The organism is Paenibacillus sp. FSL F4-0097 (assembly GCF_038593125.1).
In the GTDB taxonomy this organism is placed as follows: Bacteria; Bacillota; Bacilli; order Paenibacillales; family Paenibacillaceae; genus Paenibacillus_AQ; species Paenibacillus_AQ odorifer.
In genome coordinates this window covers 2,760,546-2,776,947 of record NZ_CP151965.1, presented here as the reverse complement: position 1 = coordinate 2,776,947, position 16,402 = coordinate 2,760,546, and the positions used below count along the sequence as shown (strand labels likewise).

At 39.1% G+C, this 16,402-nt stretch carries 21 protein-coding genes and 1 pseudogene; 9 read left to right on the top strand and 13 right to left on the bottom strand.

Annotated elements, in window-relative coordinates:
• Positions 1-24 precede the first annotated feature (24 nt).
• Complete coding sequence (locus MHH86_RS12375; RefSeq protein WP_143766174.1) at positions 25-222, bottom strand: hypothetical protein; 198 nt, start codon at positions 220-222, stop codon at positions 25-27.
• A gap of 187 nt (positions 223-409) precedes the next feature.
• Positions 410-586: a hypothetical protein gene (locus MHH86_RS12370; protein ID WP_155288125.1), complete on the bottom strand. Its 177-nt coding sequence runs from the start codon at positions 584-586 to the stop codon at positions 410-412.
• A 293-nt stretch (positions 587-879) separates the two neighbouring features.
• Between MHH86_RS12370 and MHH86_RS12365 the strand changes: the two genes are divergently transcribed.
• The gene (locus tag MHH86_RS12365; RefSeq protein ID WP_339205124.1) at positions 880-1,023 is read left to right on the top strand and encodes a hypothetical protein; all 144 of its coding nucleotides are present in this window, start codon (positions 880-882) and stop codon (positions 1,021-1,023) included.
• Between the two features lie 470 nt (positions 1,024-1,493).
• A pseudogene (locus tag MHH86_RS12360) lies at positions 1,494-2,294 on the top strand (dihydrodipicolinate synthase family protein); the annotation flags it as partial.
• 356 nt (positions 2,295-2,650) lie between these two features.
• Here the strand turns inward: MHH86_RS12360 and MHH86_RS12355 are convergent.
• Entirely contained in the window at positions 2,651-2,881 is a 231-nt protein-coding gene (locus tag MHH86_RS12355) for a hypothetical protein (RefSeq protein WP_143766173.1), read from the bottom strand.
• Positions 2,882-3,365: 484 nt separating this feature from the next.
• On the opposite strand from MHH86_RS12355, the gene MHH86_RS12350 reads away from it, so the two are divergent.
• From MHH86_RS12350 to MHH86_RS12330, 5 genes are all read left to right on the top strand, one after another.
• Positions 3,366-4,451 carry a hypothetical protein gene (locus tag MHH86_RS12350; RefSeq protein ID WP_081384458.1) on the top strand — a complete coding sequence of 362 codons (1,086 nt, stop codon included), beginning with the start codon at positions 3,366-3,368 and terminating at the stop codon, positions 4,449-4,451.
• 586 nt (positions 4,452-5,037) lie between these two features.
• Entirely contained in the window at positions 5,038-5,289 is a 252-nt protein-coding gene (locus MHH86_RS12345) for a DUF3951 domain-containing protein (RefSeq protein WP_036686019.1), read from the top strand.
• Positions 5,290-5,481: 192 nt separating this feature from the next.
• Positions 5,482-6,012 (top strand): GNAT family protein, encoded by a 531-nt coding sequence (locus tag MHH86_RS12340; protein WP_076147212.1) that lies wholly within the window; start codon positions 5,482-5,484, stop codon positions 6,010-6,012.
• A gap of 329 nt (positions 6,013-6,341) precedes the next feature.
• Positions 6,342-6,563, top strand: a complete 222-nt coding sequence (locus MHH86_RS12335) for a hypothetical protein (protein ID WP_141240305.1) — start codon at positions 6,342-6,344, stop codon at positions 6,561-6,563.
• 373 nt (positions 6,564-6,936) lie between these two features.
• Positions 6,937-7,764 (top strand): hypothetical protein, encoded by an 828-nt coding sequence (locus MHH86_RS12330; RefSeq protein ID WP_036686014.1) that lies wholly within the window; start codon positions 6,937-6,939, stop codon positions 7,762-7,764.
• Between the two features lie 162 nt (positions 7,765-7,926).
• Here the strand turns inward: MHH86_RS12330 and MHH86_RS12325 are convergent, their stop codons facing one another.
• From MHH86_RS12325 to MHH86_RS12310, 4 genes are all read right to left on the bottom strand, one after another.
• Entirely contained in the window at positions 7,927-8,253 is a 327-nt protein-coding gene (locus MHH86_RS12325) for a YolD-like family protein (RefSeq protein ID WP_036686011.1), read from the bottom strand.
• A gap of 12 nt (positions 8,254-8,265) precedes the next feature.
• On the bottom strand, positions 8,266-8,574 hold the full coding sequence (locus tag MHH86_RS12320; RefSeq protein WP_051491434.1) for a hypothetical protein: 309 nt from the start codon (positions 8,572-8,574) through the stop codon (positions 8,266-8,268).
• On the bottom strand, positions 8,567-8,767 hold the full coding sequence (locus tag MHH86_RS12315) for a hypothetical protein (protein ID WP_036686009.1): 201 nt from the start codon (positions 8,765-8,767) through the stop codon (positions 8,567-8,569). The genes MHH86_RS12320 and MHH86_RS12315 overlap by 8 nt, the downstream gene beginning before the upstream one ends.
• Before the next feature lie 416 nt (positions 8,768-9,183).
• On the bottom strand, positions 9,184-9,423 hold the full coding sequence (locus MHH86_RS12310; protein WP_036686008.1) for a hypothetical protein: 240 nt from the start codon (positions 9,421-9,423) through the stop codon (positions 9,184-9,186).
• A 134-nt stretch (positions 9,424-9,557) separates the two neighbouring features.
• Here MHH86_RS12310 and MHH86_RS12305 point away from each other — a divergent pair, with 134 nt between their 5' ends.
• Positions 9,558-10,517, top strand: a complete 960-nt coding sequence (locus MHH86_RS12305) for a hypothetical protein (protein ID WP_081384457.1) — start codon at positions 9,558-9,560, stop codon at positions 10,515-10,517.
• A gap of 32 nt (positions 10,518-10,549) precedes the next feature.
• On the opposite strand, the gene MHH86_RS12300 is transcribed toward MHH86_RS12305, so the two are convergent.
• The 5 genes from MHH86_RS12300 to MHH86_RS12280 form a co-directional block, all read right to left on the bottom strand.
• Complete coding sequence (locus tag MHH86_RS12300; RefSeq protein WP_076224052.1) at positions 10,550-10,963, bottom strand: hypothetical protein; 414 nt, start codon at positions 10,961-10,963, stop codon at positions 10,550-10,552.
• A 74-nt stretch (positions 10,964-11,037) separates the two neighbouring features.
• A complete protein-coding gene (locus tag MHH86_RS12295; RefSeq protein WP_143766171.1) occupies positions 11,038-11,244 on the bottom strand; it encodes a hypothetical protein in 207 nt (68 codons plus the stop codon).
• A 48-nt stretch (positions 11,245-11,292) separates the two neighbouring features.
• The gene (locus MHH86_RS12290; RefSeq protein WP_038574385.1) at positions 11,293-11,883 is read right to left on the bottom strand and encodes a DJ-1/PfpI family protein; all 591 of its coding nucleotides are present in this window, start codon (positions 11,881-11,883) and stop codon (positions 11,293-11,295) included.
• 5 nt (positions 11,884-11,888) lie between these two features.
• Positions 11,889-12,680: an AraC family transcriptional regulator gene (locus MHH86_RS12285; protein WP_036686005.1), complete on the bottom strand. Its 792-nt coding sequence runs from the start codon at positions 12,678-12,680 to the stop codon at positions 11,889-11,891.
• Positions 12,681-12,696: 16 nt separating this feature from the next.
• Complete coding sequence (locus tag MHH86_RS12280) at positions 12,697-12,930, bottom strand: hypothetical protein (protein WP_141118532.1); 234 nt, start codon at positions 12,928-12,930, stop codon at positions 12,697-12,699.
• Positions 12,931-12,946: 16 nt separating this feature from the next.
• Between MHH86_RS12280 and MHH86_RS12275 the strand changes: the two genes are divergently transcribed.
• Entirely contained in the window at positions 12,947-15,490 is a 2,544-nt protein-coding gene (locus MHH86_RS12275; protein WP_076317170.1) for an Ig-like domain-containing protein, read from the top strand.
• Between the two features lie 141 nt (positions 15,491-15,631).
• Here MHH86_RS12275 and MHH86_RS12270 read toward each other — a convergent pair whose 3' ends face one another.
• Entirely contained in the window at positions 15,632-16,273 is a 642-nt protein-coding gene (locus tag MHH86_RS12270; RefSeq protein ID WP_038570174.1) for a phosphoribulokinase, read from the bottom strand.
• Positions 16,274-16,402 lie beyond the last annotated feature (129 nt).

Sequence of the window (16,402 nt, the reverse complement as noted above, 5' to 3'; positions counted from 1 at the left end):
ACCGAAGCCGGAGCGTGTAGCATCTTAAAACGGCAGATTATCATCATTTTCAAGGATTACCGGATCATTCTTATCTCCTGCAGCAGCTACCTCCTCCAGAGTGAGTTGATCCTTGTCTTCCAATTCAATCGTACCGTCTGGATTAACCTTTCCTCGTACGCCTTCTCTTGACTCCTCACGATCCTCTTCATCGTCATCACCTCGGAACTCCTCGATGCTCATTTGAGATTCAGCGATTTCCAAGACTACATCAGATCCAGCCTTCCGGTAGAATTCATAAGAGTTTTCAGAGGATTTATCACCCTTTACGTGGAACTATAAAAGTTCCTTTTTGGAATCCTTCGTTTGCTTATTGAAATGTGCTGCTATCAGAACTTTCATTTATAATTACTCCTCTCAAATTTGGGTTTTATGAAAAAATAACGTCTGCAGCTAGTGCGATAATTGAAGCAACACATATTGCTGCCATGTGCATGCCACGTTGCTTGTAAAGAATAGATTCTTTGTCAGCTGCTGAAATAAAAGATAGGATAGCGATAAAAGCAAAAATAATTTCAATCCACGTTGACGTCAGTTCCTCCCTCATTCCGTGATGTATTAAATAAGAGGTGAATTTTATGAACGGTAAGAAAGTTATCACTATTCTTTTATCCATCTCTTTACTGGGTGTGATTGCTTACTTCGGAATAGCTTATGGATTACTATGGTATATCTTTAATGGGTAAGAAATGAAGATTATCCATCCCCTTTATAAGTTCAGTACAGCCAAACTATCTCTTATATCCTCCTTGTGGGAGAGAGTCTTTTTTTTTGAAATTTGTTATAATTAAATAAAAACTTTTAATGAGGTGTTATCTTGCAATATTTTTTTTAATACCGTTGGCATTTGTTTTGGCAATTCCCTTGGTTTTACTGTTAAAAGGTGATTATGGAACCAAAAACAAGGTTTCAGATAAAACTAGTAGCATAGAGAAAAAATTAGACAGAATAATAGAATTACTTGAAAAAGATAAGGATGCATAAGCATTTTTATCTTTTTTCATGTCGCAATATGTATCTACTACGTCATAACCTTTGTGAGAGGAGGGCTATTAACCCTCTCTGTCCATGTATCTTCGTACTGTGAGTATCCGATTTTGAATCTGTTATGAGCCGATTTCAAGCGAGACGAACTGATAAAATAACTCAACTCACTGGGACACTCCCAGCGTATTACGCCATCTTTGATATCTTGATATACAAAGGTAAGGATACGGAGTTTGTACATCTGGAGTCCCGGCTACAAGCAAAGGTAAGAATGAGGAACTGGACCAAATCTGGCATGCTTCGAAGCCCAGTATTTACAGAGTTTATCGTATAAGCACTAATAGACCCTTCAGGCATAAGCTTGACAGGTTATTTTATGTTTGTTCTGAATCTAAATCGCTACGGGACAAACGTGGCAACTCATAATTTCTAACAACACCTAGCCTCTAAAATTGGTCCCTTTTTTTATTAAAGAATTGGTAAAGGCAGGAGTAGACTCAATTGGTGTACTGGAATCAACTGGTAACTATGCGTATCTCTTAGTAGAGGGGAGCGTTTGCGTGTCCTTGAGCTTGCTGTTAGTTCTGCTGAAGGGATTCCCGTGATGACAAGCATAAGTGCGATTCGAACTTCAGAAGTACTTCGATTAGCGGAAGATGCACAACAAGCTGGGGCAAGTGCAGTACTCTTGGCTCCTATCTCCTATCAGGCACTAACAGATGAAGAGGTGTTTTTTCTATACGAGCAGGTGACAAGTTCACTCTCCATTCCACTTTGTGTTTATGATAATCCCGGCACTTCACATTTCCATTTCAGTGATGAGCTGCACAGCAGAATTGCTAGGTTACCTAATGTTTGTTCCATTAAGATTCCCGGCATACCATCAGAATCTGATAAAGCCAAGTTACGTGTAGAAAAACTCAGAGCTGTTATTCCACTCCATGTTACGTTTGGAATAAGCGGGAATCCATCCGCATATCCAGGCTTGAGTGCAGGTTGTGACTTATGGTACTCAGTGCTAGGTGGTTTATTTCCGAGGTTATGTCTAGATATCACAAGAATGACTCAAAGTGGCCATTTAGAAGAAGCACCACACCTTTCAACATTACTAGAACCGATCGCTACGGTAGCCTTCGAGTGATTTCAGCAGCTGCTGAAATAATTGGCTTAATAAAAGTCCTAGTCTTCCCTTGCCTTTACAACCATTAAACAAATCCGTTAGGAATCACCTGAATATCATTCTAAAGGAATTAAAATTTACTGTATAAACTTAATATAATTCATTGGGAAGTATATATGCTGCTCTATAACACTGGTAAGGATCGTTAGTTTTCATCAATATAACAAATACCCCATCAACCTTAAGTGATTGACGGGGTATTTGTTATAGACATGCTTATGCCAAAATCACGCTTAAAATATTACAACATTGTCAATTGTCAACTATTTTGCGTTCATTAACAATGAAGTGGGTATTTTATGAATATAATCATCTTATGCAAGGGGGCTTTAATATGAATCTCACACTGATTTTTCACGCAATTGAAACAGAATTACAACTACAAATACATTTAGTCAGTGGAGAGACATATGTTGGTTTTTGTCAGGAGAGCGACTCTTCAGGTTACTTCACAATAAGAACTAAGAGTGGTTTATTTTCTTTTCCTTCTTGGGCGATCAAACGAATTAAAGAAGTGTGATATCGTAGGTTATTTAATGCATGCTCTAAATTCAAATCACTCCCAAACCAAATGGGATCCAGCAAGTTTAATAGATCCGGTGTATCCCCCTCTACAATCCCACCATAATCCATAAGATGACCTATTGGATCTGGTTCCAAACGAAACCAATCCAAGTATGAGTATCCATAGAGTTGCTGGATTCCCCACAATAAAGTATGTCTCTCTGTATTGAAAATCTTTATTGTTCATCAGTACAAAAACTCCTTGTTCTCCGAACTATCTATTTCTTCGCAACCAATCGTTTTTCTGCTTTAAAGTCCTTCTTAATAACTTTATTGTTGTTCATGTAATTATCCCACGAATCATACTTACAATTAGGTGAAAAGTTATGACTAATCACATCGATGTAAATACGACACTAAGTAAACACTTCCCGCTTCTGGCACATTTTTATTGTAAAGACACTTCTTGCATTGTAGCTATGGCTCTTGAAGGAGAACGTGGACAAAATTGAGATTAACTCCTGACTGTCCTTGGTGAAGGGGAAGTATCCGATCTTTTTACAACTCCATAACAACTATCCTCCTAATTCTATAATAACTTGGTGTTAAGATGTATAAAGATTCATCATCTTAGATCCCAATGGAGGTAATCCGATTGAACAAGAAAAAGCGGTTCGCTACATTAGTTGTTATCCTGTTTTCAGCTGGTGTGCTTGCAGCCAGTGCTCTGATCGTCCCCAGCCTGATGAATTCCGTAGTTTTCGCCAAGAACAGTTCGTCAATTCAGGGCAGTAACCGACTGGCTTTGAGCGAAAGCACGATACCCGTGCTAAAGGTGGAGGCGCCGGCGCCGGTATCCACCATACAACAAGACCTGTATCAACAGATGACAGCGGCGCAAATCCAGCAAATCTATGACTTTATAGACAAGGCAGAAGATCCCCATATTTCAGGTCGGGAACAAACCGAATCCGAAATCAACCGCAGACAAGTGTTGGACGATAAGTATGTGTATGACGGCCTCCGCCCCAAGCAGCAGCTGCCGTTAAAGGCTGGACAAGCAGATATGTATCTAGATTTAGAAACCAATACGTACACCTACCCGGAGAGGAGTATGACTGATGAGGAACTGTTACAGCTGATTGACTGGTACTACCGGCTGAATTACTTCGTGTCCAAACGAAATCCGACTGTGCCTCAGCTTCAGCCTCAGAAAATCAGCCAGGTTGAAGCTGAGGCACTGGCCTCTGACAGTGTGCGCAAGCTGTTCGATGCCGACGTGTCCAAGCTAAAAACATCGAGAATGCTGATTGAGCTGGGACTAAACAAACGTCCAACCTGGACAGTTCATTTTGCTCCTTACAAGAATCTTACCCTGCTCGGATCAGGCGAGGTATTCTGGGAATATGATGTGTTGATTAATGCAACAACCGGTGCCGTAGAGGATACGACAGCCATTAATTTGGCACTGAAGAGAACTCCCATCGACGACGACGCAGCCGGCACCATCCAGAAGGATGCCAGTTGGATTCATAAAGCCGTGCAGGTCATCACGGACAAGCAGGGAGAAACAAGAACCATTGTCAAAGCTTATCTAACCGACACCGAGTTTAACAACAAACGCGGAATGGTGGATGTTAAACTGTTGTTGGAAGATGGAAGTAGCTATATCGCGGAGTTCCGCTATCCCGATCAGACCCTTCGTTGCCTAATCTATGAAGCTTCTGACAAAGCCAATTAAGCGGAAACGTTACAGAAATACAGCAGTCGGGGCACCGCCGCCACACTAACTTTTTCAAGACCAGTTATTAATGTAATTGTGAGTATTGCGCGAACACCAGATGGTTCTGGTTCAGGTTGATCTGCCTTCTGAGGGGTAGCTGATGCTTCGTTTGAAACTTAACTTTCCATTATCATTCAATGTAGTAACTACATAAAAATTGGTCTTACCGTTAGAAACAGATATATCTAAAAACCTATCTTATTACCAAGAAGCACAGTAGATGAAATATACAACATTAAAGGTTCTGTCTCTAAGAGCAGTATCTGTCGATATGGTGCAGAGGTTACATTTAAAGATGAGATCGGATATCCATATGAGTATGGTGTCTGTAAAACAACCTTTCTGTGATGCTTTAAAGTAATGTAGGTATGACTATTGTGCTACACTTCATCCGTATGTTCGAAGGTTCCACCATTTGTAAAATCTAGTGGCCCAAGCATTTCCTACTGTGCATCAAATCTCAGTCGAATGAATAGTACTCAGCAGCCTGATTCTTGTAAATATTAACATTTGATTATAAAATCAAACAAAGGCGGTGTTAACAATGAGATTAGTACTATTCATGTTGGCTGGAGTAGGCGCGATTTTCTATCTCTCATTAGGAATCATTATTGTAAAGGTAATCCTTACAAGAAAATTACCAAATAATAATTACACTCCATTTGACTACATCACGGCCCAATCTCCTGTTGAGTTTCACGATGAGAAAAAAGAGATAGAAGAAAATGCGGACCATGGTGATGATAAGGATAAAAACATCATTTCGTTATCAAAACGACGACCTTCTCTTCCCTGATGCGCAATAGGCTTCTACTTCGTCATAACCTTTGGAGGGATACTCCTACTCCTTTAATGATCTGTATCTTCGTACTGTGACATAAAAAAACTCTTACGTTATAATAGTGTTGAATTAAATATTGAAGGGACTGAACTATGCGCAGATATCGATATCTTAACCCCAAAATAAATAGATAATGGAGGTAATATATTGATTACAGAAATACAAACCAAAAGACTAAAATTAAGAAAAATGAAATTATCTGACTCTGCTAGTTTGTTTAACATTTGGTCTGATCCTGAGGTTACAAAGTTTATGAATATCAATAGTTTCACTGAGGAAAGCCAAGCAGTAGAAATGATTAAAATTCTTAATAACCTGTCTTTGAAAAGCAAAGCTATTCGTTATTCCATAATCGAGTTAGAATCAAATCGCATAATTGGTTCCTGCGGTTATAATTCTATAGATTCTTCAAACGCTAAAGCAGAGATTGGATACGATATTAGTAAAGATTATTGGGGCAAGGGATATGCTCCTGAGGCCATTCAATCTCTGATGGATTATGCGTTCAACACTTTAAATTTCAACAGGATAGAAGCAAAAGTCGAACCCGAAAACAATAATTCCATAAGAGTTTTGCAAAAGTTAAACTATACATTCGAAGGAACAATGAGAAAGTGCGAAAAGTCCAAAGGAAAGTTTATTGATTTAAGCATTTTCTCAAAATTAGTAACAGAGTAACTTTTAATGGGTGGGCCTACATTTTTATGGTGTAGGCTTTTTATTTACTATATTTTCACGTTGCTCAACTAAATGAATAGTTTGCGTCTACTTCGTCATAGCCTTTGGGAGAGGAGGGATACTCCTACTCGTTTAATGATCTGTATCTTCGTACTGTGTATTAAGTAGAGCAACTGTTGTCACATCTTCCAAACGTAGAGGGCTAGACAGTCTCTCCTAGCCTCAGCCGATTCCGGATCGAGCTTAACCGCCTTCTGCCAGCAGCTCTGAGCTTCTGTTTACAGATATTCAAATTAGGTATTTATTGATAATATTTATTCCTTAAGGAGGTGGACGCACTGTTAATGATCTTTGATAAGTTATTTAATATTTCCAAGGTTGCTGCATATGCAACAATTGCGATGTACACATTCTTCCAGTTTGTACTCACAAAACATAATACGGTAAATGATTTAATCAATAGCAACCTTTTAGTTTATGTCGTAGCTGCTGCTATTCTTGAAGCATTACATAATCTATATGACTTTTTATGTGGTCATCTAGAGCGGTAATTCTACTACTACCAAACCTCACCAGCCCAGCGTTCCGTTTCCGTTACTTCAATACCTCGACGAAAATAACTCGGAAATACGGGAGCGCGACCGCATGAGTCGCGGGCTCTCCCAAACTGACGATATGTTCGCTAGACAGTTGATTTCCACCGATCGCCTCACTTTCTTTTAATAAACTTTGGCCATACGCAGTACGTGTCAGTGCCATCGGGCCAAAGCTTACCCAGGCACACATCATGGCGCAACAATGGATAGATTTACTTTATTGGTCCCTATTAATCATCTATTTTTTATATGGAGCACTTAATTGACCATCTATTGATTACATTGTATAATACAGGTATATTATGTAAAATAAAGGCAGGTGAGGCTGTTGGATGGAAATATCGATTTAGATTTAGATATAAATCTTCTAGATCTTGATCCAGCCGTAAAAGTTCTTAAAATGATATATTCTTTTGAAAGCTGGCCCAATCTTCTAAAACTAGCAGATACCTTTTTCAACCGAATAACTCAAATTTATAATAATTACACACACAATAATGAACTGGAACTAAAACACCAACGACCTTTAATTTATTATTATGGATACAGCTTGCTTATGTTGGGACTAGCCCACAAAGAAATTGAAAATTATGATAAAGCTCGAACTTACATTAAAGCTTATAGCGATTTGAGTTGGTTCAAGGGATTAGATGCTGAAGGATTAAATGAGGTAGCCTATTATAAGTACATATCAGAACCAAATCTTTTAGAAGTAGAAGTGCTTTCTGGAAATATTCAATTCATAGATCGCTATGTTTCGTTCCTTTTATCCAACTCTAAAGAAGTTCTACCAGGACTAATAACTTTGTTAAAGGCAGCTACTAATTTTGATTTAAACATTGAATCTCATTTAGCTCTTTTCTCTAATAGAATTTCAAAATTTGAGGATACCGCTGCTGATGAAATTATAATAAATTCCTACCAAGAAACTTTTTTTATTAATATGATCAGATATAAAACAAAAATTCAAGATTATAATACAGCTATCAAATATAGCATGAAATTATTAGATTCTGCAGAGGTCACAAACTCTGATAAAATCTTTAAACAAGCAGTAGTATACTTCGAATCATTACGTTCATGTGCTGATACTACTCAAATTAAAGATTTTGAAGAGAAAATAATAAATTTCAAAGAAAGGGTTGAGTCTCTGTGAAGAAATTTGCTGTATCTTTATTGTTGGTCCTCACTATCGTCAGCATTGCGCCAGCACTGCCAAGTACCTCACCAGTGGTCTTATTCCACGGAGCAGAACATTAATATCAGAAGTACAGCGCGGGTTAGGAGATTGCTCCTAACCTGTTTTTTATTAAGTGAATTATGTAGTTATTGCAATAACATCCTCCATCTTGAACCAATCCCACTCATCCTCCGACCAGCGGAGTTTAATTCCCTGTTGTTTATCCAGTTTCATCACGATACCTCGTTTTAATATATTCTCCATGGGATCAAACAGAGTGAGTGTAATCGGGCTGTGCTCTTCCATCGAACGATATAACAATTTTTCAAAGCGCTCTATCTCCTGTAGATCTAGAGTGGGTTTTTCACGACGTTCCTGCTCATTATTGTCATCTATAATCCGGTTTTTATGTTCGGGCAATATCATTCTGCTACACTCCCATACGTTCTCTAATTTTTTCATCATGAAGTTGCCCTCCTAATAATCCGTCCAGTAATTCGTTTTGCTACCATCTATCCCCCACTGGAGCTCTTGTGGCTCTGACTTTTTCTTTTTAAACCTAGGGTCAATCCTTTCCCAGCCTTCAATAATTCGGGCGCTCTCTGGTGGAGTGTGCGGGGTCCATTCTATATATTTTTCGTTAACTAATTCCCTAAGCCCACTAATGATCTTACTTGGTGTCCGTCCACTCTTGATTTCTAACTCCTGTAAAGTTGGCATATGAGCATGATGCACGGCAGAGTGGCGCATGATCATTAGTAGCTTTCGGGCGGTGTCACTAAGCATGTCGCTTCATTTGCACAGGCTGCCAAGCAAGAATATTAGCCTCCAGAAATACGCGCGGAGCTCCGGTTGATAAGCAAGTTGCGCGAATATATTCTCCACGAATCCCTTTCACTTCAATTTTACGTTGAGATATCTTACCTGATTTATCTTGGTACACTATTTCAATGGTTTGACCGATTCTTATTTGCATAATTACTCACCTTCCAAGGATAAGAACATTTGTTTGTATTATAACCAAACGTACGTTCGTTAATCAATGTAAAAATATCCCGCCAGGCATGAATTATTACATACAAAGTCATCGCTCAGGTTTATAATTTGTTTTATAAGCATTTATTGCATTTCCGCAAACAAACTAAGGAGTATGAGTGTTTTTTATATGTTATAGGGGGAAACGAATATTAGGACCGATGACTGAGGTTGAAGCTATGCGTGAATGGTTTACTCTCTCCGGTACAGTGAAGGAGATTTATATTATTGAGGTAGATGAGAACGATAAGGTAAGACGCCAGATCGGACCCACAAAGAAGAAAAAGAAATAAATATAAAGGAAAATAACGTAAAAAAGCCCCATCGACCCATTAAGGTTGACGAGGTTGTTTTTAATTTTCAAAAAGGAAACTGAGTAAGCGAGACTATTAACAGTACAATCCCAACAATCGAGGATAGCACAGCCATTTTATCTTTAGTTTTCAAATACAATGCCGCTCCATTAAATATTAAAGCTCCGCACATCCCCAGCATAGTCCAAGAGATTATCACTTGATCCTGACCGCGGAAAAATGTGATTCCCAGAATGATTGTTGCTGCACTGAATAAAATACCGCACACCCTTAGTACTTTCAGCAAAATGTTCACCTCCGAAAAATAAAACACGCTAATCTAATATATTGGTTCCGTCATAAATTAAAATTCATAGATTACTATTCCTATATCTGGTAGAATCAACTAGCAATTATTAGCAGATTTAGGGGGATATAAGATTGAACAAAAAAGCTTTTTTATGTATCGTGGCAACTATTGTAATCCTTTCAGGATGTGGTAGTTCCACAACAAATTCAGAGAAAAAAAATACAACGTCTACAGGAGTTACACCGTCCGAAGCAACAGCCAGCCCTTCAGAGCCCACTCCTGAGCCAAAAAAGAAACTTACAGCTTCCGAGAAACTGGCTCTCAACTATGTGGAGATTTTCCTCAATGGTTCAGATATCGAAGCGAAAAAGAAATTCGTATCCGAAAATATACTTCCAGATGTACAACCCATTTTCCAAATGGCTGAATCTACTGAGACACCCGAGAATAATAAACTTAAGAATCCTACAGTAATTGAAACAGCTGATTATACGGACAAAGATGGCGGAAAAGATAAACTCGTGCTTATCCAAGGTGAGAAGTCTTCCTCCAATAGCGAACTTATCATTTTTATTAAGGATGATAAAGTTGGTTGGGGATATTCGTCTAATGACAAGGACAAGGATGCATTTAACGAAGTGAGGAAACTCTTTAAGGAACCTGTAATTAATACTTCAGCTTCAGGTAATGCAGGTACAACTGAACAGTCTCCTGAAGCGACGCTTAAAGAAATCAGTAATTTTGTCGTTTCAGATATTTGGAATGATGGATTTGTTGATATCAGCTGGTATGCAGGTTCAGGAACTGGCTCTACGGGTCAAACAATAGATATAGATTTTACAATCGAGCAATTAGCAAAAGCAATGACCCAAAAAATGGAGTATGATAATTATATCAACAACCTTGATGCAAAATATGATTCAGTTAAAAGCATCTGGGCTAAGCTCACGGGTGAGATGGATCGTATGTACAAACAAATCCAAGATACGCCTCCTATTGCAAATGATGCAACCACCAAAATAGATACAGGAATATTCACCCAGTACTTGGAAGCCTTTACTGATGAGGTTGACAAATTACCCAATTCTTAGATTAAAAATAAAATCCCTGCCGGCCGCCACGGTTAGCAGGGATTTTGTTCGGCTTTAATGGCTTGCGACTCAAAATAGTAATCCACCAGAACATAAATGAAACCAGCAATTCCGAAAAAAACAATAGCTGTACTACTATTCAAATGGTATTCCCGTATAAAGCGTTCATCGTACACCTCGTAAAAGAAACCATATCCCGCAATACCACTCAATAAGAATATCATTATGCGGCTTATTAAAGGATTAACTATCTTTCGAATAACCCATGATAAAGGAAGCAGTATAACCGGGTAAAGAAGAACTGAAAAAAGGAACATCAGAAAAATAAAAGCAAACCCAATGTTTTGAAAACCGTAATATTCTGTTGTACTTATTTTATTTCCTTCCCAAAGCTCCAATCCAAAGGCTGCCAGGGTGAATAAAATCGTCGAAATAAACCATAACATTATAGGCTTAACTGCACGCAAAACAATCCCACCATCTTTATGCTTTTTATACTTACAGCCGATTTTTCAAATTATCATTTCGCACTTGGTTCTATTGAGGTTAAGAATGGCTTTTGCCCTATTCTACTATTATATGAAATAAAGTACTCCTCATTTACATCTATTAACTTATATATTCCTTTTGGGATTGTGACTGTATTTTGATCACCGCTCATATTTTGTATTACTATTTCTCTTTTATTTACTGACACTACATTAACAACAGCTGAAGTCCCTGCCATCAAAAAGTACCATATGGATATTATATCATTAATTCCCATATATTATAGTTATGATTTCCCTTTGGAAGGGTTAATTGGCTTGTAATATGGGTAATCCATCTTCTCTTGAATTTCTCGAACTACATTTTCATTAGTAAGCGATTCTATGAAATATAAACCCAGATCAATCGAAGCTGCTACTCCTCCCCCAGTAAAAACATTTCCATCCCTTACGAACCGTTCCTTAACTACTTCGGAACAATAAGGTGCTAATAGTTCATATGCAGAAGGGTTGGTAGTCGCCTTCTTCTGATTTAAGAAACCGGCAGCTCCCAAAATCAAAGCCCCTGTACACACTGACACCTTGTATTCAACCTCTCGAGCAGTCTGAATCCATGTTATAAAATCAGTATCGAATCTAAGTTGTCGAGTGGATAACCCTCCAGGGATAAATATCAAATCATAGGCTGACAGATCAGGGGAAACCTGGTTTATTTTCAACGTCAATCCTCGATCATCCGTGACTTCTTCCTTGTTGGAACAAAAATCCCACGATACATTTTCTATCGCCTTTAGAACTCCCATCCGGGTAACCGCATCGTAAAAACCAACAAAATCTAACGTAGTCATTCCGTCAAATAGAATATAAGCCATCTTCAGCATTTTCATTCTACACACTCCTTCGATACTTTTCGGCGAAATTCATTGGGGGTTATCCCGTATTCATTTTTAAAAACACGATAGAAAGAGCGCAAACTGTTGAATCCGGAATCAAACGCAATATCCGTGACCGGATGGGTAGTGGATAACAGCAGCATATGAGCAAAGGCTACCCGTTGGCCATTGATGTAATCACGAAATGAAATATGAAACTGCTCCGAAAAGATTCGGGAAATGATAAATTTACTAATGCCAAGCTCTCTTGAAAGCGTATCCAGATTTATGTGATCTAAAAAATGCATGTCGATGTAAGCAAGGATTTTGGGGACGAGATCCATTTCTTTTTTGTAGTCTACTTTTTTCATTAGCAGTAACGGCAGAGCGTGCCCTAATACTACAGAGGTATAAGCCTTGAGCAGACGAACATCACATTGTTCTTTATATAGTTTATACAAGGTTGCCAGCAGATCTTGAAGCACCTTTTGTTTCGAAACTATAGGGTTATCCGGAACATGATTAAGCAAATCCCCCGCAAAATCCCCCGGAAACGTGGCGTCAAAAAAGAACAGCAGGATCTGGCTTTTCTCTATGGTTTTGTAGCTGTGAGGTTGATTGGAAAAAATAATCGCTATGTCTCCTTCAGACAAATCATACTCTTTTCCATTGATGTTGATATTGATTTTGCCGGACAAAACCATTGTTATCTCTACATTTTTGTGTAGATGAAGAGGATAAGTGTTATTGGTAGAAATAAAGGAGTGAAACGCCTGGTCACGATGCTGATATTTAATATTCATGTTTTTCTCCCTATCGTCATGGAATGCCAAGCACTATAGCTGCTGTAATACTAAGAACATAATATGAATTTGTTCGTTTGCGCAAGAACCAAAGAGCAATAGTTGGCACAAAAAAAGATTTTTTTGGCAGGTAAATACGCCCTAAAAGTTTTAAAGTATTACCAGTAAGCTGCTTGTCGCAGACCAGTAACATTTCACTGAGAGGAGGAAGTATAACAGGAACAGCATTCAGCGATAAGACTGTATCCATGTTATACGTCAAAAAGATGAAATGGAAGAGTAAAAAATCAGGTAAGGTTATGGGTGTCTTATTGAGTTTTTCGGTAGCGTTTTCATTTTTAGGAGGTCACACACTTGCAGCTTCAGGGCAGACAGACGGAGACAAAAGTTTTGCGGGTGCCTCTATTCTTGCTTTTCCTGGCGCGGAAGGTGGCGGCGCCTATACGAGCGGTGGTCGAGGAGGCGATGTATACATCGTAACTACCCTTGAAGATTACGCTGTAAAAGACAAACCGATTGCAGGCTCCCTTCGCTATGGGATTTTATCTACTCCTAAAGAGGGTCGTACAATTGTTTTTCATGTTTCCGGAACGATTGAACTGAAGAGCACGTTAAGTCTCAATAATATTAAAAACCTGACCATCGCTGGGCAAACCGCTCCAGGCAACGGAATTACCATTGCAGGTTGGGATACCAATATCAGCAATTCAGAGAATATCATCATACGCTACACCTCTTTCCGTCCGGGTGCCACTAATGTGTATAATGGCAGCGATTCAATGGATGCGCTTTGGGGGAGAGACAACAGCTACTTCCTCATTGACCATTGTTCCTTCAGTTGGAACACAGATGAAACTCTATCTTTATATAGAGGCGAAAATGGCACGATCCAGTGGTCCATTATTTCCGAAAGTCTGACTCTATCCGGGCATTCCAAAGGAAGACATGGCTACGGTGGTATTTCAGGCGGAGACAAAACAACATTCCATCACAATCTGTATGCGAACCATACCTCGCGAAACCCAAGACTAGGCGGCGGTTACGCAGGTGCTGCAGATGCTGATCATGTGGCGGTTGTTCAGTTCTCGAACAATGTAATTTACAATTGGGGCTTTAACGGCACTTATGGCGGAGGTTTTACTTTTACTAACTTTATGAACAATATCGAAATTGCCGGTCCAGGTACAAGAGATAATGTAACTAACAGAGTCATTGATGCCGGTGAAGCTACCAAGCTGGGCGGTTTCTACATCGCTGGAAACAGAATTAACGGCAAGCTCACAGGCTTACTGAATGATTCTTCAGATTATGTGAAATTTTCCGGTGTACAGAGTGGTGAACAAAAGACGACCCTTGCAGCCACACCATATCTTTCCGCGGACAGTACTGGAGTTAACCATGGTATTACCAATAAAGCATTTGATAATTATGTTAAGTCCGGCGTAAAGCAAGCGAATGAATCACTATTAAAAAGCATTCTGCAACAAGCGGGAGCTACCTATCCGCGTCGCGATGCTATCGATGCAAGAATTGTGGCAGAAGTCGAGCAGAACTCGGGAAGATATATCAACACTGAACATGAAGTCGGGGGTTACATTTCAGACTTTGGCGTCATTGAGGCACAATATGATAAGCAATTTGACACTAATCAAAACGGAATAGACGACAAGTGGGAAAAGAAAAATAAAATCTGGGGCATCAAGGATGCATACAAAACGGTTACTAAAAATGGTTACACCTGGCTTGAGCTTTATATTAACGGTCTAGTTGATATGAAACACGTCGCCGACAACCCCGCTGCTAAGCTTTTGGCGCCAGAAAACAATGCACAATTTGTTACCGGGAAAGAGGTCGAAGTTAAAATTAACGCTTCCCCTAAATCCGGAAACAAAATAAAAAAAGTTGCTGTATATAATGGCTCTAAATATCTTGGGGAAGCAGTCAAAAAAGGCAACACATATACGTATACCCTCAAGAATTTAACGGATGCTTCATACTATATCTCTGCAAGAGTGACCGATACCCAAGGAAATGAGACGCAGACCACAGCTGCTAACATTCATGTCAATACCGCTACCTCTTCCCTGGCTGGAAAGAGTTGGACTACAGCAGATATCGGTGATCCGTACATTAAGGGTTCCGGAAGTATGACAAATGATGTGCTTACCGTTAAAGGCAACGGAAAGCTTGGAAAAAGTGAAGGTGGCACAGAACGTTCTGAAGCGAACAATGCAACCAAAGATGACTTCCACTTCGTGTATAAAGAAATGAACGGAGATATGGAATTTACCGCGAAGCTCGAAGAAATCGGGGCCGTTGACAACCATGCCTTCACCGGGCTAATGATCCGCGATGACTTGAATAAAGACAGTGCCGCGGCGGCCCTTGGTATCTCCTATGTGAAGTTGTCCAAAGAAACCAGCTGGTCATCTTATCTGACGGGCAGAAACATTAAGAGCGGAGGATTTGATGAATTAACTGAAACTTTAGACAGCGTATCAGCTGCTGAAAAAGCTGGCATTCAACTTGTTCCAGATATTCCGTTCAAAATAAATGGTGTGGAGCAAGGGTATTGGCTCAAACTTGGCCGTAAGGGAGATGTTTTTTATGCTTACGGATCAACGGACGGAAAAGACTGGAAGCTAATTGGCGAGCGAACTATTGCTATGGATGGTTCGGTATATGTCGGATTTGCCGTTGACAGTAATGATGTTGCCAATAAGATTGAACAACTGAACTATGCTAAGTTCTCTAACATTACTGTGGAGAATACATTCACTCCAATAGGTGACTCAGCGGTAAATAAATAGCGTCTGTTCATCTACACAGTTCCAAAAACACGGAAGCCAGTAAAGCGGCTTCCGTGTTTTTATTGATATCCGACTGGACCAACACAATATATTGCCTGATTCGCTGTTCACTGTTTTTACTCCACGAGAATGAAGTTGACTTTACAACGTTCCCTTTTCAAGAACATACTCTTCATTGGAGTTTTTTAAAACGATATCAAATTTATGATGATAAGAATGCATAAACAACTCATATTGCATCCTGCGCTGTTCATGGGATTTTCTTAAATAATTTATATCCGTTCCTCTTTCAGAAACATCACGTATACTCCTTCTCACCAACTCGGTTTCTCCATCCGTATATAAGTAGATTTTCAGATCATACAAATTTGGGTCAGTAAAAGCAACGCTCATGCCTTCTACAATATTTATCTTGTTTTGTGAAGATATGAACATACTTTTTGTATAGTCCGTGCCAATGGTGTAAAAATCCAACCCATCCCTCAACATATGAATATCTCTCTCTAAAGCAGATATATAATGAGCAGCAGGATGACAAGCTGTCACTTTATCGTGGTAATGTTCATTCTTATATTCATAGTCGATAGAAGTGTATTTTCTAAGACTAGATTCAACAATATAGGGGTCTGTATTAATATAATTCACATCATCCTGCTGCAAAAGCTTTAAAAGATTATGAGCAAACGTTGTTTTTCCAGATGCACCATGACCCGAAATCCCAATGATGATTCTATTAGCCTCACCGCTAATCAAATTAGCTATCTTATGTAACACCTTGTCCATATTATTCGCCCCTCTCCCTACTCGATCCTATGTATTCCTTACTCCGCTATGGTTTAGCACATTAAAATCTATGGTGCATTTTATATAAAGAAACTTAATAGAAAGGGGTAGATCTTCCATGGCTACTCG